Origin of the sequence: Qipengyuania marincola (genome assembly GCF_029688625.1) — a bacterium.
Taxonomy (GTDB): Bacteria; Pseudomonadota; Alphaproteobacteria; order Sphingomonadales; family Sphingomonadaceae; genus Qipengyuania.
Window position 1 is genome coordinate 98376 of sequence record NZ_JARULC010000004.1, and the last position, 20487, is coordinate 118862.

Below are 20487 nucleotides of genomic sequence, written 5' to 3' on the forward strand. Positions count from 1 at the left end.
AGGAAATTTTTGGCCTTTTGCGCAATGTCTCGCTAAAGACCCGGCCATCCTCCCTTACCGGGCCAGTGCCGGGGTCGCCGCGCCACCTGCATCAGGCCGCCATCAGACGGAAAAACGAGCGAAAATGGGCTTCTGGAACAATCTCTTCAAATTCGGCGTGCAAAATATGGCGATCGACCTGGGGACGGCCAACACGCTGGTCTATGTCCAGGATCAGGGCATCGTGCTCAACGAGCCGAGCGTCGTCGCGCTGGAGACCATCAATGGCCAGAAGCGCGTGAAGGCGGTGGGTGACGATGCGAAGATGATGATGGGCAAGACGCCCGACTCCATCGAAGCCATTCGTCCGCTGCGTGACGGCGTCATCGCCGACCTCGACGTTGCCGAGGAGATGATCAAGCATTTCATCCGCAAGGTGAACGGCCGCAAGAGCCTGATGCGCTATCCTGAAATCACGATCTGCGTGCCGTCGGGGTCGACCTCGGTGGAACGACGCGCGATCCGCGATGCAGCTAGCAATGCCGGCGCTTCGCAGGTCTACCTGATCCTCGAACCGATGGCCGCGGCGATCGGCGCCGATATGCCCGTGACCGAACCGGTCGGCAGCATGGTCGTCGATATTGGCGGCGGCACGACTGAAGTTGCGGTTCTTTCGCTCCGCGGCCTCGCCTACACAACCTCCGTCCGCACCGGGGGCGACAAGATGGACGAGGCGATCGTTTCTTACGTTCGACGACACCATAACCTGCTGATCGGCGACAGCACGGCTGAGCGGATCAAGAAGGACTACGGTGTCGCCCGCTCGCCCGAGGATGGCATTGGCGAGAGCATCACCATCAAGGGCCGCGACCTTGTCAACGGCGTGCCCAAGGAAATCACGATCAACCAGGGCCATGTCGCCGAGGCGCTCAACGAACCGATCGGCGCAATCGTTGAGGGCGTTCGCATCGCGCTCGAGAATACCGCGCCCGAATTGGCCGCCGACATCGTCGATCAGGGCATCGTCCTGACCGGCGGCGGCGCGCTGATCGGCGGATTGGACGAGTATCTGCGCGAGGAGACCGGGCTGCCGGTGACGATCGCGGAAGATCCGCTGTCCTGCGTGGCAATCGGTACGGGACGGGCCATGGAAGACCCGATCTATCGCGGCGTCCTGATGACGGCTTAAGGGGAGTTCAAGATGGCGCCGACAGGCCAACGGCGCTCGGGCTATTCGCGAAGGGCGCAGTACAATCTCTTCACCGGCTACATCATAGCCGGCATCGGCGCCCTGATCGGCGCCGTTCTGCTTGCGCTGTCCTTTTTCCAGCCCCAACTGTTCGGCGGCTTGCGCGGTGCGGCGGCCGACACCGTATCCCCCGCCACTCAGACATCCGCGACCGTCAGGACCGGGTCCAAAAGTATCTGGGACTCGGTCAGCGGCTATTATCGCGCGGGCTCCAAGAACGCCGAGCTGAAGCGGGAGATGGAGATCGCCCGAATCCGCCTGGCCGAGGCGGCGGCGGTAAAGAGCGAGAACCAGAGGCTCAAGGCCCTGCTGGGCTTGCAGGATGGTGACGTCAAACCGGTCGCGGTAGCGCGCCTGGTCGGCTCCACCGCATCGAGCACGCGGCGGTTCGCCTATGTCGGTGCGGGCAAGGATCAGGGCGTCGAGATCGGAATGCCGGTTCGCTCGCCCCGCGGCGTGGTGGGCCGCGTTCTCGAAGTGGCCAATGACAGCGCGCGAATCCTGCTGCTGACCGACACGGAAAGCGTCCTCCCGGTGCGCCGCGCGTCCGACGAGACTGTCGCCTTCGCCGAGGGGCGCGGCGATGGCCTCTTGCGCATCCGGCTGATCAATCTCGGGATCAACCCGCTCGAAGTGGGCGACATGTTCGTGACCAGCGGCGCCGGAGGCTTTTATCGGCCCGGTGCTGCCGTGGCGATCCTGGTTGAAAAGACCGACGATGGCGGGCTGGCGCGCATGGTCAGCGATCCGGCCGCGACCGACTTCGTGTCAGTCGACCCGATCTTCGAACCCGAAGCTGTCGTAGCCGTGCAGACCCCCGCGGAAACGGAGCTGGACGAATAATGGAGCGGATCGACCCGCGCGCGCGCAGCGATGCCTATGGCAACCGGATCAATCGTTCGCATTCGGCCCTGCTGGCCAACATCGTTCCCTGGGCGTCGATCCTGCTGGGGTCGATCCTACCCCTGTTTTTCATTGCCAGCGCCCTGCCGATCATGCCGCCGGTGGGCTTTCTTCTCCTGCTGGGCTGGAGACTGGTGCGGCCCGGACTGCTGCCGGTGTGGGCGGGTCTTCCGCTGGGCATGTTCGATGACCTCTTTAGCGGGCAACCCTTCGGCTTCGGCATCCTGACCTGGTCGCTGGCGCTGATCGCTATCGAACTTATCGAGACCCGCTTGCCCTGGCGATCCTTCTGGCAGGATTGGTTCACCGCCGGTATAGTGACAACGGTCTATCTGATCGCCGGGTGGTTGCTTTCCGGCGGCTCGCCCACGCTCCATTCTCTCGTCGCTCTAGTGCCGCAACTCGTGCTTTCCATTTTGCTCTTCCCTGTTCTTGCCCGTCTCATTGCGAGGCTTGATCAGTTTCGTCTGCATCGCTGGAAGAGCCTGTGATGGGCCGACTCTCCAAGAAAAACCGTCGGCGCGATCATGTCAGCCAGACGACGCTGGACAATGCCTTCGATAGGCGGACCTTCACGATCGGGACAGCGATGGGCGGGATCGGTATCCTGCTTGCAGCCCGTATGGGCTACATCGCGATCGCGGAGAACGAGAGATACGAGCTCGAAAGCGAGAGCAATCGCGTCAACTTGTCGCTGATCCCGCCGCGGCGTGGCTGGCTGCTCGATCGCAACGGAGCGCCGCTTGCCTCGAACCGCGCCGACTTCCGCGTCGATATCATCCCGGACCGCACGCCTGATCCCAATCATACGGTCGCTGTGCTTACGGACATTCTCGATCTCGACGAGAACGCGGCCGCCGACGTGCGCAAGCGAATTGAGGATTCGCCCGGCTTCCAGCCCGTCGAAGTTGCCTCGGGCCTGAAGTATGACCAGTTCGCAGCCGTCAGCGTCCGTCTGCCTGACCTGCCCGGGGTTGTGCCGCAGCGCGGATTTTCCCGCTTTTATCCCACCGGGCCATCGGTCGGCCATCTGATCGGCTATGTCGGGCCCGCCAATGCCGAGGAATACGAAGCGCAAGACCGCAATCCGCTGCTTGTTACGCCCGGATACAAGATCGGCAAGGATGCGCTGGAACAACAATTCGAGCAGGAATTGCGCGGCATTCCCGGGGCCCGGCGGGTGGAAGTCACCGCATCCGGTCGCATCGTACGCGATCTCGAAACGCGCGAAGACGTTCAGGGTGATCCCGTTCGCCTGACGATCGATGGCCCGCTGCAGGATTATGCAGCGCGCCGCATCGGGCTGGAAAGCGGGTCTTGCGTGGTCATGGACTGCGAGACGGGGGACATACTGTGCATGTCCTCCATGCCGAGTTTCGACCCCAACAGCTTTTCTCAGGGCATCGGACGTGTCGAATATGCCATGCTGCGCGATGACGAGCGCGTGCCACTGCGAAACAAGGTTCTCAAGGGCCTCTATCCGCCCGGCTCGACGGTCAAGCCGATGCACTGCATGGCTTTCCTCGATGCCGGCGTGAAGCCGGAAGAAACTATCATCTGTGGCGGTGGTCGTCGGATCGGCAACCGCTTCTTCAATTGCTGGAGCAATCACGGTTCGGTCGATATGGCCAAGGCCATCTACCAGAGTTGCGACAGCTATTTCTATCATTTCGCCCAGCAGGTCGGCTTCGACCAGGTCGCGAAATGGGCACATAAGATGGGCCTTGGTGAAGAATTTCCGCTTCCGGTTACCAGCCAGTTCTACGGCACCGTGCCCGATCCGGCCTGGAAAAAGAAGAAGTTCGACCAGGAATGGCAGCCTTACGACACGGTCAATTCGTCGATCGGCCAAGGTTACTACCTTACCAGCCCTCTCCAATTGGCAGTGATGAGCGCGCGCCTGGCGACAGGCGATAAGGTCATGCCGCGCCTGCGATTGACGGACGACAAGCCCCGTTTCGAGCATTTCGATTTCAGCCCCGAGGAAATCGGATATGTCCGCCAGGCGATGAGCGATACGGTCAACGGGCCGGGGACCGCCGGTCGTGCGCGGTTGCCGTTCGACGACATCAAGATGGCCGGGAAAACCGGCACGGCTCAGGTCGTGTCGCTGAGCATTTCGGACGGCAAGACCGGTCCGTGGAAGTACCGCGACCATGGCCTGTTTGTGTTCTTCGCCCCGTTCGACAAACCCAAATATGCCGGCGCGGTGGTAATCGAGCATGGCGGGGGCTCGGGTGCAGCCTATCCGATCGCGCGCGACGTGATGACCTTCATGTTCGACCCGGCCAAGGGCATGGAGGCCCTGCGTCCGCTTGAGGAGCAATGGGGCGGCACGGCGCAGGAGCGCCTCGATGCGAAATATCGCGCCTATGCCGCGGCGGCGGGAGAAGCGGTCCCGCCAGTGCCCGAGCGCGACGAAGATATCTTCGACCAGGTCGAAGCCGAAGCACGCGTCGCTGCCCGCCAGCCCGAAGCTATTGCGCGGGAAACCAATCCCTCGCGTGTCGACACCCGGTCAGCAGAGGAAGTTTCCGAAGCCACTGCTTCCGCGCGCCCGACTTCGCCCGACAGTGTTACGCAGGGCCCCGCCCCGGATAATCCTGAGTGAGCGGCATCGTCCCGGATCCGATAGCCCGCCAGCCCTGGCGGATGCTTTTCCCGTTATTCGTGCTCATCGGGTTCGGCGCGCTGGTGCTGTATTCGGCAGCAGGTGGATCGTGGACCCCTTACGCATCTTCGCATGTCGTGCGCTTTCTCGTTTTCCTGCCGATGGCTTTCGTCATCAGTCGGTTCACGCGCGAGCTGGCGCAATTCTTTGCGTTCCCGATTTATGCGGTCATCATCATTATGCTGATGGCTGTCGAAGCGATCGGCTTCGTCGGCGGGGGCAGCCAGCGATGGCTAGACCTTGGTTTCATGCAGCTGCAGCCGTCGGAGCTGATGAAGCCGGGCCTCGTCCTGGTGCTGGCACGATTCTATGCCAATCTGCCCATCGGCCTCATCCCGACCTGGCGTTCGGTGGTGCCAGCCGCCGCGCTCATCGGCTTTCCCGTAGCGCTGGTTCTTCTTCAGCCCGACCTCGGCACCTCGCTGGCCCTGGCCTTCGGGGGTGCGACGGTCATGTTCGTTGCGGGACTTCCCTTGCGCTGGTTCCTCATGGCCGGCGCGGCTGCGGCCGTCCTCGCACCGCTCGCTTTCTTCTTCGGCCTTCAGCCATACCAGCAACGCCGCGTATTTACCTTTCTCGATCCCGAGAACGATCCTCTGGGCGACGGCTACCATATCACCCAGTCGAAGATCGCGATCGGCTCGGGCGGGCTGAGTGGCAAGGGTTTCAACGAAGGCTCGCAAAGCCACCTGAACTACCTGCCTGAACCGCAGACGGATTTCATTTTTTCGACGATGGCCGAAGAATGGGGCTTCATCGGCGGGCTTGTCGTCATCGGCGCTTTCGCTATGATTTTCAGCTGGGGGCTGAAAGTCGCGCGGGATAGCCAGGACAGGTTCGGCAAGCTGCTCGCCACGGGCATGACGGCGACGATCTTCTTCTACGTCGCCATCAATCTGATGATGGTAATGGGGCTTGCTCCAGTCGTCGGTATCCCCCTGCCTTTCATGAGCCACGGCGGCAGTTCGATGATGACCAACATGATCTGTATCGGATCGCTGATGATGGTTGCCCGCTGGAACCGCAAGGCGCCGAGAACCGGGCTGATCTCTTAAATCCTGTCAAAGGCGCACGAGGTTCATTTTCAGCGCCTTGACCACTGCCCCGATCCGGGTGCTGGTATCGAGCTTGTCATAAAGGCGCTTGGTGTAAGTCCTCACCGTGTCGGGCGACAGGTTGAGGATCGTACCGATGTCGCCGATCGACTTGCCACGCATGAGCCATTCGAGCACTTCGGATTCGCGATCCGATAGTGACGGTTCCGCGTTGTTCCGAGCGAGTAACCGACTAACCCGTTTCTGCGCGGCCTGCGCAACAGCCCTGATCTCGCGCGCCGCATCCACGTCCTCGGGCTCCATAACGCGGCCGAAATCATAACTTGCATAGGCCTCGCGTCCGCCAGCACCATAGAGCGGCACGCCGAAACCATGAACCAGGCCGTGTTCGCGCATCGCGCTGAAATAGGCTTCCTCCTCGGGTGTGTTCTCTTCCAGCGCGATGGCATCGAGCCAGCTCATTGCTTCGCCGTGACGAAGCGTGCGCGCCGGTATCGGGTCGTGACGGCGAAACTCGCAGTCCTGGTAGAGCGTCAGCCATTCGCCCGAAAATCCTTCGGCGTAAATCGTTGTGCTTTCCGATACCGGCGCATCGAGGACCGGTGTGAAATGGTAGCTCTGGCGCACCACCCCGCGCGAACGCGCGAAATCGCGGACGAAGATCAGCAGTTCGCCAACGTCGTCCAGCTTTTCGATTTGCTCCAATGCAGTCTTCACGGCGCACTCTCCCCAGCGCAGGGAACGTCCCCCGACCATGCGACTTTCGGGAGGCCGACGGGCAAAATACATGCGCGCTCTGGATCGAGCAACACAGCCGATCGACAAGCGAAAGGCCGCCTCGGTGACAGATTTTAAGTCTCTTGCGTCCTCAACCCTCCGGCTGGCGCAAGGCAATGATGGTGATCGCACCGCTTGCGGTCTGGTGATCGATGCCCTGAGCGGTGCTTACGAGCATGGAAAGGTGCTAACGATCTGGGAGTTGCGGACGATCACTGGTCTGCCATTGCATGAGGTTTTCGCCGCAATTCGCACGCTGGAATTTGGCGGCATCGTGTCGATCGAGCAGAACCGCGAGGATCCGTTTGCGGCAACCGTGCACCCTGCCCGCCTGCCACAAGCTTCCGCGGAGGACGGTGGCGGACAATAGTCCGGCAAAAAGCCCTTCCAATCGCGAATAGGCCCGCTATATGAGCGCCTCGCCCGAGTCGGGGCAGCCCTCCACGGGCACGCGGCAGGCCGCAGAGTGGACGCATAGCTCAGTTGGTAGAGCAGCTGACTCTTAATCAGCGGGTCCTAGGTTCGAGCCCTAGTGCGTCCACCATTTCTTCCCTTTCTTTAGACTGGACCCACCGCGGCTGCGTCCCGTTGCCGGGCATCACATTTGATGTGCTGCAGGCCTTTCCTGTCACATTACGATGTGATACCGGCGGTGCATGAACACGATTGAAAAGGTCCGCACCCTCGTATCGCAAGGCCTAATGACCCGCGCCGGGCTGGCCCGCGCTGCCGGGCTTCATGCCAATACGCTGAGGGACTGCACGGACGACAGCTGGAATCCCACGGCCGAGACGCTGGCCAAGCTCGAAGGATTTCTCGAGGCGAATGACGAGACGCCCGTCATCGTCGGCGCGGAAGAGATCATCAACGAGGCGCGCAATGGCCGCATGTATATTCTCGTTGATGACGAGGATCGCGAGAACGAAGGCGATCTGATCATCCCGGCGCAAATGGCGACGCCCGACGCGATAAACTTCATGGCGACGCATGGTCGCGGACTCATCTGCCTCGCGCTGGATCGCAAGCGGGTCGAGGCGCTGGGCCTCGAACCCATGAGCCGCGACAATCGCGAAAGCATGCAGACCGCCTTCACCACTTCGATAGAGGCCAAGACGGGCGTCACGACAGGTATCAGCGCGGCCGACCGGGCGCGCACCGTTTCGGTTGCGATCGATGCCGGCAAGGGGCCGGACGATATCGTGACGCCAGGCCACGTATTCCCGCTCGCCGCCCGTGATGGCGGCGTTCTGGTCCGCGCCGGACATACCGAAGCGGCAGTGGACATCTCCCGCCTTGCCGGGCTCAATCCCGCCGGTGTCATCTGCGAGATCATGAACGAGGACGGCACCATGGCGCGCCTCGATGATCTCGTCAGTTTTGCACGCAAGCACGATATGAAGATCGGCACGATCCGGGACCTGATCGAATATCGCATGCGCAACGACCATCTTGTCGAACGCATCGCGGAGGACAAATTCGAATCCGACTATGGCGGCGCGTGGCGGATGATGACCTATCGCAACACCGTCGACGGCAGCGAATCCTACGTCCTCCAGAAGGGCGAGGTGAAGACGGGGGAACCCACCCTCGCCCGCGTTCATCCGATCTCGATTTTCGACGATGTGCTCGGTAAGCCGGGCGCGCGCAAGCGGACACTGCAGCGCGCGATGCAGGCAGTCGGCGAACACGGCTCCGGCGTCATTGTGATCATCACCGGCCGCCCGGCGACAGGCTACGGTGAGAGCGAGGCGGAACGCAATGTCGGCATCGGATCGCAAATTCTCGCCGATCTGGGCATCGAGGACATGATCCTGCTCAGCAATTCGCAGCCCAACGTTGTCGCGATCGAGGGCTACGGCCTCACCATCGTCGACCATCGTCCCATTCCGGAGTGACCCCCATGGCCAAGTTCCTGATTGTCGAAGCGCGTTTCTACGACCACCTCAACGACATGCTTATCGCTGGCGCACGGGCTGCGTTGGAGCAAGCGGGTCATGATGTAGAGGTCCTGACGGTGCCGGGTGCACTCGAAATCCCGGGCGCGATCGCAATGGCGGCTGAAAGCGGGGGCTATGACGGTTTTGTCGCCATCGGCGTGGTCATTCGCGGCGAGACCTATCATTTCGAAATCGTGGCTGGTGAAAGCGCTCGCGGCATCATGGCGCTGACCATGGATGGCATCGCGATCGGGAACGGGATCCTGACGGTCGAAAACGAGGAGCAGGCTCTGGTCCGCGCCGATTCCGCCCAGAAGAACAAGGGTGGCGAGGCAGCGATGGCTGCGCTTGCCTTGCTGGACCTGCACGACCGCTTCGGCTGACCGAATGGTCGAAATCGCCGCGCTCATGATGATCGCGAGCGGGGCAATCCACGCTGTGGTCAATGCCGTGCTCAAGTCCGGCGAGGACAAGCTGGCAAGCCGCGCGCTGATCGATCTCAGCGGCGGCCTGCTGGTCTTGCCTGCAATCTTCTTCGTTGCACCGCCCGACGGTGCATGGGGCTGGTTGTTTGGTTCCCTTCTGGTCCATGCCATCTACTTTCTCGCCTTGGTCAAGGCGTTCGAGGTGGCGGACATGAGCGCCGCCTATCCGGTCATGCGCGGCACCGCGCCTGTTTTTGCCGCCATGGGCGCAGTCGCGTTTCTCGGGGACGGCGTGACCGTGCCGGTCGCGCTGGGCATGGGACTTGTGACCACCGGAATCTTCGTGAGCATCATCGGGCGCAATCTTACGCTCCCGGCCCTGTCGTACTCCCTGCTGACCGGGCTCGCCGTCGCCTGCTACACCGTGCTTGATGCAGGCGGGGTGCGCAATGCGCCGACACCTTTCAGCTATATCGCCTGGGCATTTTTCATTCTGGGTGCGGTGATCGGCGGCGTATTCGGCGCGTGGCGCGGGCGCGCCTTTGTCCACTATGCGAAAGCGAACTGGCGAAGTTGCGGTACAGCAGGGATGGCCGGAGTGGTCAGCTACGGCTTGGCAATGCTCGCCTTTTCCGTCGGTGACCTGCCGCGCCTCGCCCCGTTGCGCGAAAGCTCGATCCTCTTTGCCCTGGCAATCGCTATCCTGTTCCTAGGCGAGCGACCCGAGCGAATGAAAATTGTCGGCGGCGCGATCATTTTCGCAGGGGTCGTGATCCTGCTGCTGGCGCGCTAGGCAGCACCGTCGAGAAACTCATCGAGGCCCAGCGGCGAGAACGGCCCGATGATCAGTTGCTCGAACACCCCGATACCCTCCTCTCCGGCATTGCCGGTGACGCGAACGGGGATCTGTACATGCAGGTTCTCGGGCTGCAGTGGATCGATCGAAGCGAGATCGATATCCTCGCGTGCGACCTTGATCGGGCCATGGTAGAGGCCATGGCCCCATTCGGGATGGGTATAGCCCAGCCCCTTCATCTGGAAACGCCCCAAAGGCTCCAGTGTGACCTGCTCGGGGGCGCCGGGAAGCGCAAGGGACAAGGTCCCGCCGCTCGGCCAGCGCGTTCTTGCCGTAAGCCGCGTGCGCATGCCTCCGTGTCCTTCACGCAGTTCAGAGGCTTCGCTGCCATCCTCGGCCCAGGCCGCGCGCGTATTCCACGCTCTTCCGTGCGAGTCATTATTCACGTGGAAGAACAGGCTGCCGTTCTCGAAATTGATCGGCGTCCACTGCCAGAAAAAGCCGGGAAGCGGGTGCCCCGGCATGGGCTGGAGATCGCGTGTGCCGACGGGGCGGACACCCCAACTGCGGTCGCGGGTTCCCGTCGTGCCCTCTGCCAAATCGCGCCGGTCGCCATCGACGTCGATCCAGCCCGCATAGCGCCCGTTCTGGGTCATGCGCGTATAGTCCATGAAAGCGCGCGGCCCGATGCGATGCGTGAAGCGCGGCTCTTCGATCGGATGGGCGCGACCGGAGAAGGTTAGATCGGCCGAAATACCGTCGAAATCATCGACGACGAGCCGGAGTGCTTGCAGCGGTTCGACGATCTCGATGCGGATCGGCCCGGCGATCAGGTCCATTCGTTCCATGCCCAGTTCGCGGCTCGCATGAATGCAGTGCTGAACTCCGTCGCGGACGACGTTGAAGTGCGCGTCGATCACGTCGAGATGCGGATAGACCCCCAGCGCCGCGGCGAAAAAGCCACTTCCGTCGGGCGCATAGCCATTGAAGAAATAGCGATCGTAGAAATTGCGATCGGTGCCGGAATAGGCGACCGGCTCGGCAGTCTGGTGAAGCGGGAATTCGTCGCCGCGGGACAAGACCATCAGATCGTCTCCTTCAGGGCTGCAAGGCTGTCATGCGCGATTGCGAGGGAACAGGCCCCGCGCGCCATCGAAAGAAAGTTCGCATCGCCGCGTTCTGTTCGCTTGACGAAGGCCGCGCTGAATACGGCGGTCGATACGCCGTGCAGAATTCCGCGGCGATAATCCTCGTGGATTTCCCTGCGTGACAAAGCCACGCCTCGCTGCGCCATTTGCGAAAGCCAGAGGTCGAGCAGTTCCTCCTCATGCCGACGCCACATCGTCTCTCCCAGACCGCAACCCATCAGATAGCCAATGTCGGTCATCGCCTTGCCAGCAGCTACGGTCTGCCAATCGAGAATTGCGATAGGTTCTGCCCCGCCGCGAATATCGAACAGCATATTGTCGAGGCGGAAGTCGCCGTGAACCACGCATTGGATGTCTGGCTCGCGGTGGAAATATATCGGGGCCAGCTCGGAGAGTTCATCGCACAGGGCCATATGATCAGCGGGGAGGGTATCGGCGTACCGATCACGAAACACTGCCTGGGCCTGCGGATACAGGGTGGCAACCGTCGCCCCGAGGTCGTCCGCCGGCTGAATCCATTCCGCTTCGAGTATATCCGCCCTTCCCCAACTCAGCGCATGGATCGCTGCGGCCTGCCGGATGGCCTCTTGCGCTCGCTCCAGTGAGGTACCTGCGATCTGGTCGCCCTGCTCGGCCGGCCCGAGGTCTTCGAACAGCATCGCGAACTCGCTGCCATCGGCAGTGACGTCGGCGAAATGGACACGGGGAACGCGCACCGCGAGATGCGGCGCAGCATGACGGTAGAACTCCACCTCCTTGCGATAGAGGCCGAACGTCGTGGCGGTGGCCCTGCTCGCTTCGTCGGCAGCACTGAACTTGCCAGCCATCGTGAACGGCTCGCCTTCGCCTGCGATAAAGAAACGCACGCTGTCGCCAACCTGCCCCGTACCGATCGCTTCCCAGCGAACGCTGTCGATCCGCATGCCGAGCACTTCGCCCAGCCATTGCGCGGTCACCTCGTCCGGATGGACAGGAAAATCTGCCAAGCCCCTCTCCCACAAAGAGCAGTCCTGGAACGCTAGCTGCTACGAGGCGTCGTGACAATCAGCAGCGAAAGGTCAGCCATGAATGGTCCGCTCGAATGGATCGCATCGGCGGGGACGGTCGCCGCCGCCGCGATGATCGCTTTCGACATGGGGCGGCGCGCAACCGGGTGGGGGTTCGTCCTGTTCTGTCTCGTGTCGGCCCTCTGGATTTATGTCGGCCTCGTCGAAGGCGCGATGCCGCTCGCCGCAATGAACCTCGTGCTGCTGCTCATCAACGGCTGGGGCGTTTATCAGTATTGGCTGCACCCCAAAAACCGAGGCGCGCCGAAGGACTAGCTGCCGATACGCCTGAAACAGTCGCGCCCGGCATAAACGGCGCTCGCGCCCAGCTCTTCCTCGATGCGGATCAGCTGGTTGTACTTCGCAAGCCTGTCCGACCGCGCGAGAGATCCGGTCTTGATCTGTCCGCAATTGGTCGCAACGGCGAGATCGGCAATCGTGGCGTCCTCGGTCTCGCCCGAGCGGTGCGACATGACGGCGGTGTAACCCGCGCGATTGGCGATGCTCACCGCGTCGAGGGTTTCCGAAAGGGTACCGATCTGATTGACCTTCACCAGCAGCGAATTTGCCAGCCCTCGCTCGATTCCATCCTGCAGGCGCGCTGAATTGGTGACGAAGAGGTCGTCCCCGACAAGCTGGACCTTGTCGCCGATCCGGTCTGTCAGTGCCTTCCAACCGGCGAAATCGTCTTCCGCCATGCCGTCCTCGATCGAGCGGATGGGATAGTCGCGACAGAGGAGATCGAGATATTCCGCCATCTCCTGGCCGTCGAGGGAAAGCTTCTCGCCGGAAATCTCATACTTGCCGTCGCGGTAGAACTCTGTCGAAGCGCAATCGAGAGCCAGGGCGACATCCTCACCGGGCGTGAAACCGGCCTGCTCGATCGAGGCCATGATGAAATCCAGCGCATCGCGCGTGCTGGCGAGGTCGGGGGCGAAACCACCTTCGTCCCCCACTGCGGTGGACAGACCTTTCTCGTGCAGCTTCTTTTTCAGCGTGTGGAATATCTCCGCGCCCCAGCGAACGGCCTCCGCAATGCTGTCCGCGCCGATCGGCATCACCATGAATTCCTGGATATCGATCGGGTTATCGGCATGTTCGCCGCCATTGATGATATTCATCATCGGCACGGGCAGCAGATGTGCGGAAACACCGCCAATGTAGCTATAGAGCGGCAGGCCGCGTGCATTGGCGGCCGCCTTCGCCACGGCCATGCTGGTTCCCAAGATCGCATTGGCACCGAGGCGGGCCTTGTTGTCGGTTCCGTCGAGGCCGATCATGGTCCCATCGATATCGCGCTGGTCCTCGGCATCGAGACCGAGGATGGCGTCCGCGATCTCCGAATTTGCGGCATCTACCGCCTTGGAAACGCCCTTGCCGAGATAGCGCCCCTTGTCGCCGTCGCGCAATTCTACGGCCTCGTGTGCGCCGGTCGATGCCCCGCTCGGGACCGCGGCACGACCGAAGCTGCCGTCTTCCAGCAGGATGTCGACTTCTACGGTGGGATTGCCACGGGAATCGAGGATTTCGCGGGCGTGGAGGTCGATGATCGCGGTCATGGAAGATGGCACTCCGAATTGTCTGGCCGATTGCGTGGTGTTGTAATTCAGTAAAACACCACCAGCTTGGGTGTGGCACGCGCTCTATGCGTCGGAACATCGCGGCGCAAGTTGCGTTGCACAAAGGAACTCCCGGTCCAGAGCCGACTGGGGGGTTGTTTACGAATAGAGGGGAAGGACGAAATAATGGCCGAAACCACCGGAAACGGCGCACCGAAGAAGCGCAAGAGCCCCGCCAAGAAAACACCCGCTGCCGCAAAGCCCCGCAAGACCGTGGCGAAGACGGCCACCGCGAAGGAGACAACACCCGTGACCGACACTGCACACACCACCACGCCGACATCCGACAATCGCGCCGAGGCGAAGTCGCGCTTCAACGCCGCGCTCGAAGAAGCGAAGGCTGGTGCTGCCGCGCTCAAAGCCGAAGGGCGGGAGCGTGCCGGTGCCTATCGCGCACAGGCCAAGGGCAAGGGCGACGATTGGGTTGCGGATGCCAAGGCCTATGGCGAAGACGCCAAGGTCAAGGGCCGCGAGCTTGCCACCGAAGGTAAGGTCAAGGCCAGCGAAGGTATGCGCTCGCTCAGCCGAGTAGTGAACGAGAATGCATACCAGGTGGATGAGAAGCTGGGCGCGAAATACGGCGACTATGCTCGCACCGCCTCCAAATCGCTCGACGATTACGCCGCGAAGCTCGACGAGAAGAGCGTAGACGATCTGGTCGAGGACGGCCGCGAATTCGTTCGTCGCAGTCCGGGCAAGGCGCTTGGTATCGCCGCAGTCGCCGGCTTCTTCCTGTCGCGCCTCTTCGGCCGTTCGCGCTGAACGCCGGGGCGCGGGGGCAAGAATGAGGGACGACGACAGCGATCGGGAGGCCGGAGAATATTCCGGCCCCCTCGACACGCCTGACGACTATGAACCCGAGGAGCAGGTGCAGGGCCACTCTGATCCATCACTCATGGATGACGTGGTGGCCTTGTTCGAGGACGGCAAGACGTATGCCGAAGCCGAAATTGCCTATCAAAAAAGCCGCGCCGGGTTTGCCGCCAATCAGCTTAAGGGGGCTGTGGCCCTCATTTTCGCCGCGTTTGGCGTATTTCACCTCGCCCTCATTGCCCTGGTCGTGGGTCTCGTTATCGCTCTGGTGCCCATCATCGGCCCGTGGGCCGCTACCGGTCTTGTCACGCTGGCGCTGATTATCGCCGGCGTTATCTTGCTACGGGTGCTGAAGGGACGGATCGATGCGATCCGTGACGCCTATTCGGAGAACGACCGATGAGTGATCGCCGCGCCCGTATGCTCGAAGATCGTTATTTGCGCGACAGTGCCCGCGCGCTCGTCGAGGCGGATTTCGAGAACCTTAAGGCGGATCTCGATCACAAAGGTCTGGCGACGCGTGCACTCGACACCTTCAAGGACGGGGCGGTCGACATATACGAGGAAGCCGTCGATATGGCCGATGACAACAAGGGTGCTCTCGCTGCGCTGCTTGCTGCCGTGGTCGTGTGGTTCGCGCGCAATCCAATCCTCGATCTGTTTGGTATGGGCAAGGACGACGACACGGATGATGAGCGCGCCGAACCGGCGGAACAATGATTGCGCCTCGCCCGTTCTAACTCCGAACACTAAATGCGGAGAAATCCATGTCCGAGACAGCCGAAAACACCAACGTCACCCCTATCAGCGCCGACAGCCAGCTGAGCGATGAACAGAAGCGCGCGCAGCTTCGCAAGAAGATCGAAGCCGGCGAGAAGCGCAATGCAGAACGCAGCTTCGCCGATCAAGCGAAGGACGTGGCCGATAGCGCAGTCGAATTTACCAAGAAGCATCCGTTTGCCGTCGTTGGCGGTGCCATCGTCATCGGACTTGCCATCGGTGCAATGACGCGTCCGGGACGTCGCTTGAGCCGCCGCGGTGGCGCACTTGCAACCCTCGCATTCGATAGCCTGCTCGCATATGGCGCACGCGCAATCGATGGCGCTGCAAATGCTGCTGAGTATGCCGGTGATCGGCTCGAAGATTTCGGCGATAGCGCTTCCACTACCGCACGTGGATTGCGTCGTGACGCAGCCTATCGTTTCGATGTAGCCAGCGATGCGCTCAAGGCGAATTCGCGCAAGGCCGCCCGGGTTGGCTCACGCAATGCCCGCTCGCTGAAGACTCGTTTCGGTTACTGATAACCTTCAAACCGATGCCAATGCGGCGCGGCAGGCTTGCCTGTCGCGCCGCTTTCGCTATGGGGCCGAGGCAATCTCCCTCCCCATCTGAGAAAGCGGTTCCATGGAAGAGAAAGAAGCCAAGCAGACACTGTACCTGGTCATGGGCGGCCGCGTGACCGATCCGCGCGACGTGACTTTTGCCGATCCTGAAAGCATCCACGTCGCCGGCGTATTCAGCGATTACGACTCGGCGGTCGATGCATGGCGCGCCAATGCGCAGCGCACGGTCGACGATGCCGAGATGAAATACGTCGTGGTCCACCTGCACAAGCTACTCGATCCCGCCGCCTGAAAAACCCGCATGGCCTATGCGATCCGTCCGTTTCGCGATGACGATGCGGAGGCGGTGGCTGACGTCTGCGCCGCGGCAATCGAGGCTATCGGTCCACGCGCCTATTCGAAAAAGCAGGTCGCTGCGTGGCGCGCGCGCCATCCGGGTGCGCAACGCTATCGCGATCTAGCCGCAGAAGGCGCAGAGATTATCGTCGCCGTCGACGACGCAGGCAATCCGGTCGCATATGCATTGCTTGAGCGCGATGGGCATCTGGACCATCTCTACAGCCACCCGGATCACACGCGGCAGGGCCTGGCGGATCAGTTACTGGCCGAAGCCGAAGTACTTGCGCGCAAATGGGGCGAGGAGCGACTTTACACCGAAGCAAGCGAGCTCGCCCGCCCGGCTTTCGAGCGGGTCGGCTACGCGGTGACGCACAAGCGAGAATTCGAGATCGACGGCGTAGCGATCCACAATTGGGCCATGGAAAAGGCGCTGGACTGACAGCACCTTTTCCGCCGCGCGCTCAGATGAACTCGATCTTCTCGATCAGGTAGAACTTGTCGCCCGAAGGAACGGTGACCTCGACCTCTTCTTCGACCTGCTTGCCGATGAGCGCGCGGCCGATGGGCGAATTGTAGCTGATCCGGCCTTTCGATGCGTCCGCCTCGGTCTGGCCCACGATCTGGTACTTGATCGGCTTGTCGTCCTCGTCGAGCAGAGTGACGGTCGCACCGAAGATCACCTTGTCGCCCGACAAGGTCGAAGGATCGATGATCTGCGCACGGCTGACCTTGTCCTCCAGCTCGGCAATTTGTGCCTCGACCTGACCCTGTCGTTCCTTAGCGGCGTGATACTCCGCGTTTTCCGACAGGTCGCCATGCGCGCGTGCTTCCTCGATCGCGTCGACGATCAGCGGGCGTTCCGCACGCAGCGTCTTGAGATCGGCAGTGATCTTTTCGTAGCCTTCGGCCAGCATCGGCACCTTTTCCATGGCGCGCGTCCTTCCTGTTCTCCCCTCCCCTTTTTCGACAATTCGAACCCGGCCCGCCGTTCTGCGGGGCCGATCGGGTTCGAATGTCGGGAGGAAATCGCGTTAATCTGTCAGCTATAATAGTCCTGCAGCGAACGCACTTCAAGCTGCTCCGGTGAAACCTCCGCAATCGCGCGCGCGGCGGCGAGGCTGGCGGCGGCGGTGGTGTAATACGGCAGCTTCTTCTCGAGCGCGGCTTCGCGGATGGACTGGCTGTCGAGCAGCGATTGCCAGCCTTCGGTGGTGTTGAAGATGAGCGCCACCTCGCCGTCGATGATCGCATCGACGATATGCGGACGCCCTTCGGCCACCTTGTTCACCTGCTCGACGTCGAGACCGCGATCCGCAAGGAAGCGATGCGTGCCACCGGTCGCGATGACGCGGAAGCCATGCTCGAGCAAAGTTTTCACTGCCGGCAGGATCACTTCCTTGTCGCTATCCTTGACCGAGACGAACAGCGTTCCCTCGCGCGGCGGGACCATACCTGCGCCCAGCTGCGACTTCAGGAAGGCGGCGGGGAAATCGCGATCGATGCCCATCACCTCGCCAGTCGACTTCATCTCCGGGCTGAGCACTGGGTCGGCACCGGGGAAACGCGCGAAGGGGAAGACGGCTTCCTTCACCGCCATATGCTTCGGACGGATGTCGAAGGGTTCGAACTCGTGCAGGCCCTCGCCCGCCATAACGCGCGCGGCAATCTTCGCGATCGGCCGGCCAATCGCCTTGGCGACGAAGGGCACGGTGCGGCTCGCGCGAGGGTTGACCTCGATGAGATAGACCTCGCCTTCCTTGACTGCGAACTGCACGTTCATCAACCCGCGCACCTGCAGCGCTTTGGCAAGCGCCTCTGCCTGGCGCTCCATCTCGGCGATGATATCGTCCGGCAGGCTGTAGGGCGGAATGGTGCAGGCGCTGTCGCCCGAATGGACGCCGGCCTCTTCGATATGCTGCATTACGCCCGCGATGCGGACCTCGAAACCATCGGCCACCACATCGACATCGCATTCCACCGCATCGCGCAGATACTGGTCGACCAGCACGGGGCTGTCGCCGGATACGTTCACCGCAGTGGCAATGTAGTCGTCGAGCTGCGCTTCGCTGTCGACGATCTCCATCGCGCGGCCGCCTAGGACGTAGCTCGGGCGCAGCAGCACCGGGTATCCGATACGCGCAGCCACGGCAGCAGCTTCGTCGCGACTGCGGGCGATGCCATTGTCAGGTTGCTTCAACTTGAGCTTGTTGACCAGCTTGGCGAACCGCTCGCGGTCCTCGGCCAGGTCGATCGCGTCGGGGCTCGTGCCCAGGATCGGGATGCCCTCCCGCTCCAGCGCATTGGCGAGTTTCAGCGGAGTCTGACCGCCGAACTGGACGATCACGCCGACGACTTCGCCCTTCGACATTTCGACGCGCAGGATCTCGAGCACGTCTTCCTCGGTCAGCGGCTCGAAGTAGAGGCGGTCCGACGTGTCGTAGTCTGTCGAGACAGTTTCCGGATTGCAGTTGACCATGATGGTCTCGAACCCTGCCTCGGCCAGCGCGAAACAGGCGTGGACGCAGCAATAGTCGAACTCGATGCCCTGCCCGATCCGGTTCGGGCCGCCGCCGAGAATGACGATCTTCTTGCGGTCGGACGGGTCGGCCTCGTCTTCGGGCTCGCCGAAAGTGGGGGCCTCGTAAGTCGAGTACATGTAGGGCGTGATTGCCTCGAACTCGGCGGCGCAGCTGTCGATGCGCTTGAAAACCGGAAAGACGCCGAGTTTGTGGCGCAACTGACGCACCTCTTCCTCGCTGGTCGCCCCGGCCATGGCGCGCAGGGCGTCGTGAAGCAGGCCCGAGCTTTTCGCCCGTGTCTCGCCCAGCCCGCCGGCCACGCCGACGGAACGCACCGCGAGTGTTGCAAGCCGCTTGTCGGAAAAGCCCATTGCCTTGAGGCGGCGCATCTCGTCGGCGCTATTGGGCAGGCCATTGTGGCCGATCATCTTCTCTTCGTAGATGATCGCTTCGATCTGCCGCAGGAACCAGGGGTCGAAACCGGTGATCTGGGCGATTTCCTCGACCGTGAACTCTTCGCGGAAGGCCTGCGCGATCTTGAGGATGCGGTCGGGGCGGCGCTGGCTGAGCGCGGCGGTGATCTTCTCCTTCGAAACGCCTTCCAGCTCGGGCACGCGATTGAAGCCGTCGAGCCCCGTTTCCAGGCCGCGCAGCGCCTTTTGCATCGATTCCGCAAAGCAGCGACCGATCGCCATCACCTCGCCGACCGACTTCATCGCGGTCGAGAGGTCCGGCTTCGATCCCTTGAACTTCTCGAAAGCGAAGCGCGGGATCTTGGTCACGACATAGTCGATGGTCGGCTCGAACGATGCCGGGGTCGCGCCGGTGATCTCGTTCTGGATTTCGTCCAGCGTATAGCCCACGGCCAGCTTCGCCGCGACGCGGGCGATGGGGAAGCCGGTAGCCTTGGAGGCCAGCGCCGAGGAGCGCGAGACGCGCGGGTTCATCTCGATCACGATCAGGCGGCCATCCTTGGGATTGACTGCGAACTGCACGTTCGAACCGCCTGTTTCCACACCGATTTCGCGCAGCACGTTGATGCTGGCGGTGCGCATGATCTGGTATTCCTTGTCGGTCAGCGTCAGCGCCGGGGCGACGGTGATGGAATCGCCCGTGTGCACGCCCATCGGATCGACGTTCTCGATCGCGCAGATGATGATGCAATTGTCCTTGCGGTCGCGCACCACCTCCATCTCGAACTCCTTCCACCCGAGGAGCGATTCCTCGATCAGGACTTCGGTGGTGGGCGAGGCATCGAGGCCCTCGCGCACGATCTTCTCGAATTCGGCCTTGTTGTAGGCGATGCCGCCGCCGGTGCCGCCCAGCGTGAAGCTGGGGCGGATGATCGCGGGCAGGCCGGTGCGTTCGAGCACTTCATAGGCCTCGTCCACGGTATGTGCCACGCCGCTGCGCGCGCTTTCGAGGCCGATGCTGTCCATCGCCTCGCGGAAGCGCTGCCGGTTTTCGGCCTTGTCGATGGCGTCGGCCTTGGCACCGATCATCTCGACGCCGTATTTCTCCAGCACGCCCATCTCGTCGAGCTTGAGCGCGCAGTTCAGCGCCGTCTGCCCGCCCATCGTGGGTAGCACCGCATCGGGCCGCTCCTTCTCGATGATCTTGGCGACGATTTCCGGCGTGATCGGTTCGATATAGGTTACGCCGTCCGGCCCGCCGTTTTCGCCCGCGACCATTTCCGGATCGGTCATGATCGTGGCCGGGTTGGAATTGACCAGGATGACCCGGTAGCCCTCCTCCTTCAGCGCCTTGATCGCCTGCGTGCCGGAATAGTCGAACTCGCAGGCCTGGCCGATGATGATCGGGCCAGCGCCAATGACGAGGATAGAGGAGATGTCAGTGCGTTTGGGCAT

General features: G+C 62.2%; 22 protein-coding genes and 1 tRNA gene. 17 read left to right on the forward strand and 6 right to left on the reverse strand.

The features are described from left to right. Positions 1-124: 124 nt before the first annotated feature. The 5 genes from P8Q88_RS14650 to rodA are packed head-to-tail and all read left to right on the forward strand — an operon-like array spanning position 125 to position 5857. Positions 125-1168: a rod shape-determining protein gene (locus P8Q88_RS14650; protein WP_278324599.1), complete on the forward strand. Its 1044-nt coding sequence runs from the start codon at positions 125-127 to the stop codon at positions 1166-1168. A gap of 12 nt (positions 1169-1180) precedes the next feature. Next, the gene (locus P8Q88_RS14655; protein WP_278324600.1) at positions 1181-2071 is read left to right on the forward strand and encodes a rod shape-determining protein MreC; all 891 of its coding nucleotides are present in this window, start codon (positions 1181-1183) and stop codon (positions 2069-2071) included. After that, positions 2071-2622 carry a rod shape-determining protein MreD gene (locus P8Q88_RS14660; RefSeq protein WP_278324601.1) on the forward strand — a complete coding sequence of 184 codons (552 nt, stop codon included), beginning with the start codon at positions 2071-2073 and terminating at the stop codon, positions 2620-2622. The genes P8Q88_RS14655 and P8Q88_RS14660 overlap by 1 nt, the downstream gene beginning before the upstream one ends. Then, entirely contained in the window at positions 2622-4742 is a 2121-nt protein-coding gene (gene mrdA, locus P8Q88_RS14665) for a penicillin-binding protein 2 (RefSeq protein WP_278324602.1), read from the forward strand. Before P8Q88_RS14660 ends, mrdA begins: the two co-directional genes overlap by 1 nt. Before the next feature lie 41 nt (positions 4743-4783). Further along, on the forward strand, positions 4784-5857 hold the full coding sequence (rodA, locus tag P8Q88_RS14670) for a rod shape-determining protein RodA (RefSeq protein ID WP_446532573.1): 1074 nt from the start codon (positions 4784-4786) through the stop codon (positions 5855-5857). Between the two features lie 6 nt (positions 5858-5863). Here the strand turns inward: rodA and P8Q88_RS14675 are convergent, their stop codons facing one another. Beyond that, positions 5864-6574 (reverse strand): helix-turn-helix transcriptional regulator, encoded by a 711-nt coding sequence (locus tag P8Q88_RS14675; protein WP_278324604.1) that lies wholly within the window; start codon positions 6572-6574, stop codon positions 5864-5866. A 70-nt stretch (positions 6575-6644) separates the two neighbouring features. Here P8Q88_RS14675 and P8Q88_RS14680 point away from each other — a divergent pair, with 70 nt between their 5' ends. The 5 genes from P8Q88_RS14680 to P8Q88_RS14700 all read left to right on the forward strand — a co-directional run bounded on the left by P8Q88_RS14680 (position 6645) and on the right by P8Q88_RS14700 (position 9789). After that, entirely contained in the window at positions 6645-7004 is a 360-nt protein-coding gene (locus P8Q88_RS14680; protein WP_278324605.1) for a hypothetical protein, read from the forward strand. A gap of 98 nt (positions 7005-7102) precedes the next feature. After that, positions 7103-7178, forward strand: a tRNA-Lys gene (locus P8Q88_RS14685). A 112-nt stretch (positions 7179-7290) separates the two neighbouring features. Further along, a complete protein-coding gene (ribB, locus tag P8Q88_RS14690) occupies positions 7291-8529 on the forward strand; it encodes a 3,4-dihydroxy-2-butanone-4-phosphate synthase (RefSeq protein WP_278324606.1) in 1239 nt (412 codons plus the stop codon). A gap of 5 nt (positions 8530-8534) precedes the next feature. After that, positions 8535-8954, forward strand: coding sequence for a 6,7-dimethyl-8-ribityllumazine synthase (gene ribH / locus P8Q88_RS14695; RefSeq protein ID WP_278324607.1), 420 nt, complete (start codon positions 8535-8537; stop codon positions 8952-8954). Between the two features lie 4 nt (positions 8955-8958). Beyond that, positions 8959-9789: an EamA family transporter gene (locus P8Q88_RS14700; protein WP_278324608.1), complete on the forward strand. Its 831-nt coding sequence runs from the start codon at positions 8959-8961 to the stop codon at positions 9787-9789. Here the strand turns inward: P8Q88_RS14700 and P8Q88_RS14705 are convergent. Next, complete coding sequence (locus tag P8Q88_RS14705; RefSeq protein WP_278324609.1) at positions 9786-10877, reverse strand: Rv3169 family protein; 1092 nt, start codon at positions 10875-10877, stop codon at positions 9786-9788. The genes P8Q88_RS14700 and P8Q88_RS14705 overlap by 4 nt on opposite strands. Continuing rightward, positions 10877-11926 (reverse strand): phosphotransferase, encoded by a 1050-nt coding sequence (locus tag P8Q88_RS14710; RefSeq protein ID WP_278324610.1) that lies wholly within the window; start codon positions 11924-11926, stop codon positions 10877-10879. Before P8Q88_RS14710 ends, P8Q88_RS14705 begins: the two co-directional genes overlap by 1 nt. A 78-nt stretch (positions 11927-12004) precedes the next feature. On the opposite strand from P8Q88_RS14710, the gene P8Q88_RS14715 reads away from it, so the two are divergent. After that, the gene (locus P8Q88_RS14715; RefSeq protein WP_278324611.1) at positions 12005-12262 is read left to right on the forward strand and encodes a hypothetical protein; all 258 of its coding nucleotides are present in this window, start codon (positions 12005-12007) and stop codon (positions 12260-12262) included. Here the strand turns inward: P8Q88_RS14715 and eno are convergent. After that, positions 12259-13545 carry a phosphopyruvate hydratase gene (gene eno, locus P8Q88_RS14720; protein ID WP_278324612.1) on the reverse strand — a complete coding sequence of 429 codons (1287 nt, stop codon included), beginning with the start codon at positions 13543-13545 and terminating at the stop codon, positions 12259-12261. The genes P8Q88_RS14715 and eno overlap by 4 nt on opposite strands. Before the next feature lie 186 nt (positions 13546-13731). Here eno and P8Q88_RS14725 point away from each other — a divergent pair, with 186 nt between their 5' ends. The 6 genes from P8Q88_RS14725 (at position 13732) to P8Q88_RS14750 (ending at position 16539) form a co-directional block, all read left to right on the forward strand. After that, positions 13732-14367 (forward strand): hypothetical protein, encoded by a 636-nt coding sequence (locus P8Q88_RS14725; protein ID WP_278324613.1) that lies wholly within the window; start codon positions 13732-13734, stop codon positions 14365-14367. A gap of 22 nt (positions 14368-14389) precedes the next feature. Then, complete coding sequence (locus P8Q88_RS14730) at positions 14390-14821, forward strand: phage holin family protein (RefSeq protein WP_278324615.1); 432 nt, start codon at positions 14390-14392, stop codon at positions 14819-14821. Then, positions 14818-15138: a hypothetical protein gene (locus P8Q88_RS14735; protein WP_278324616.1), complete on the forward strand. Its 321-nt coding sequence runs from the start codon at positions 14818-14820 to the stop codon at positions 15136-15138. The genes P8Q88_RS14730 and P8Q88_RS14735 overlap by 4 nt, the downstream gene beginning before the upstream one ends. Before the next feature lie 47 nt (positions 15139-15185). After that, entirely contained in the window at positions 15186-15719 is a 534-nt protein-coding gene (locus P8Q88_RS14740; protein ID WP_278324617.1) for a hypothetical protein, read from the forward strand. A 103-nt stretch (positions 15720-15822) separates the two neighbouring features. Continuing rightward, positions 15823-16053 (forward strand): DUF4170 domain-containing protein, encoded by a 231-nt coding sequence (locus P8Q88_RS14745; RefSeq protein WP_278324618.1) that lies wholly within the window; start codon positions 15823-15825, stop codon positions 16051-16053. A 9-nt stretch (positions 16054-16062) separates the two neighbouring features. Continuing rightward, positions 16063-16539 carry a GNAT family N-acetyltransferase gene (locus P8Q88_RS14750; RefSeq protein WP_278324619.1) on the forward strand — a complete coding sequence of 159 codons (477 nt, stop codon included), beginning with the start codon at positions 16063-16065 and terminating at the stop codon, positions 16537-16539. Positions 16540-16561: 22 nt separating this feature from the next. On the opposite strand, the gene greA is transcribed toward P8Q88_RS14750, so the two are convergent. Both greA and carB read right to left on the reverse strand, forming a co-directional pair. Then, on the reverse strand, positions 16562-17029 hold the full coding sequence (greA, locus tag P8Q88_RS14755) for a transcription elongation factor GreA (protein WP_278324620.1): 468 nt from the start codon (positions 17027-17029) through the stop codon (positions 16562-16564). Positions 17030-17139: 110 nt separating this feature from the next. Beyond that, positions 17140-20487, reverse strand: coding sequence for a carbamoyl-phosphate synthase large subunit (gene carB, locus P8Q88_RS14760; RefSeq protein ID WP_278324621.1), 3348 nt, complete (start codon positions 20485-20487; stop codon positions 17140-17142).

Excerpts from the sequence above, each read along its gene's own strand:
- P8Q88_RS14660 (WP_278324601.1), top strand. The coding sequence starts at position 2,071 with ATGGAGCGGATCGACCCGCGCGCGCGCAGCGATGCCTATGGCAACCGG.
- mrdA (WP_278324602.1), top strand. The coding sequence starts at position 2,622 with ATGGGCCGACTCTCCAAGAAAAACCGTCGGCGCGATCATGTCAGCCAG.
- P8Q88_RS14650 (WP_278324599.1), top strand. The coding sequence starts at position 125 with ATGGGCTTCTGGAACAATCTCTTCAAATTCGGCGTGCAAAATATGGCG.
- P8Q88_RS14725 (WP_278324613.1), top strand. The coding sequence starts at position 13,732 with ATGGCCGAAACCACCGGAAACGGCGCACCGAAGAAGCGCAAGAGCCCC.
- carB (WP_278324621.1), bottom strand. The coding sequence starts at position 20,487 with ATGCCCAAACGCACTGACATCTCCTCTATCCTCGTCATTGGCGCTGGC.
- P8Q88_RS14745 (WP_278324618.1), top strand. The coding sequence starts at position 15,823 with ATGGAAGAGAAAGAAGCCAAGCAGACACTGTACCTGGTCATGGGCGGC.
- P8Q88_RS14735 (WP_278324616.1), top strand. The coding sequence starts at position 14,818 with ATGAGTGATCGCCGCGCCCGTATGCTCGAAGATCGTTATTTGCGCGAC.
- ribH (WP_278324607.1), top strand. The coding sequence starts at position 8,535 with ATGGCCAAGTTCCTGATTGTCGAAGCGCGTTTCTACGACCACCTCAAC.
- P8Q88_RS14655 (WP_278324600.1), top strand. The coding sequence starts at position 1,181 with ATGGCGCCGACAGGCCAACGGCGCTCGGGCTATTCGCGAAGGGCGCAG.
- greA (WP_278324620.1), bottom strand. The coding sequence starts at position 17,029 with ATGGAAAAGGTGCCGATGCTGGCCGAAGGCTACGAAAAGATCACTGCC.
- P8Q88_RS14730 (WP_278324615.1), top strand. The coding sequence starts at position 14,390 with ATGAGGGACGACGACAGCGATCGGGAGGCCGGAGAATATTCCGGCCCC.
- P8Q88_RS14750 (WP_278324619.1), top strand. The coding sequence starts at position 16,063 with ATGGCCTATGCGATCCGTCCGTTTCGCGATGACGATGCGGAGGCGGTG.
- P8Q88_RS14715 (WP_278324611.1), top strand. The coding sequence starts at position 12,005 with ATGAATGGTCCGCTCGAATGGATCGCATCGGCGGGGACGGTCGCCGCC.
- P8Q88_RS14680 (WP_278324605.1), top strand. The coding sequence starts at position 6,645 with ATGCGCGCTCTGGATCGAGCAACACAGCCGATCGACAAGCGAAAGGCC.
- rodA (WP_446532573.1), top strand. The coding sequence starts at position 4,784 with ATGCTTTTCCCGTTATTCGTGCTCATCGGGTTCGGCGCGCTGGTGCTG.
- ribB (WP_278324606.1), top strand. The coding sequence starts at position 7,291 with ATGAACACGATTGAAAAGGTCCGCACCCTCGTATCGCAAGGCCTAATG.
- eno (WP_278324612.1), bottom strand. The coding sequence starts at position 13,545 with ATGACCGCGATCATCGACCTCCACGCCCGCGAAATCCTCGATTCCCGT.
- P8Q88_RS14705 (WP_278324609.1), bottom strand. The coding sequence starts at position 10,877 with ATGGTCTTGTCCCGCGGCGACGAATTCCCGCTTCACCAGACTGCCGAG.
- P8Q88_RS14740 (WP_278324617.1), top strand. The coding sequence starts at position 15,186 with ATGTCCGAGACAGCCGAAAACACCAACGTCACCCCTATCAGCGCCGAC.
- P8Q88_RS14700 (WP_278324608.1), top strand. The coding sequence starts at position 8,959 with ATGGTCGAAATCGCCGCGCTCATGATGATCGCGAGCGGGGCAATCCAC.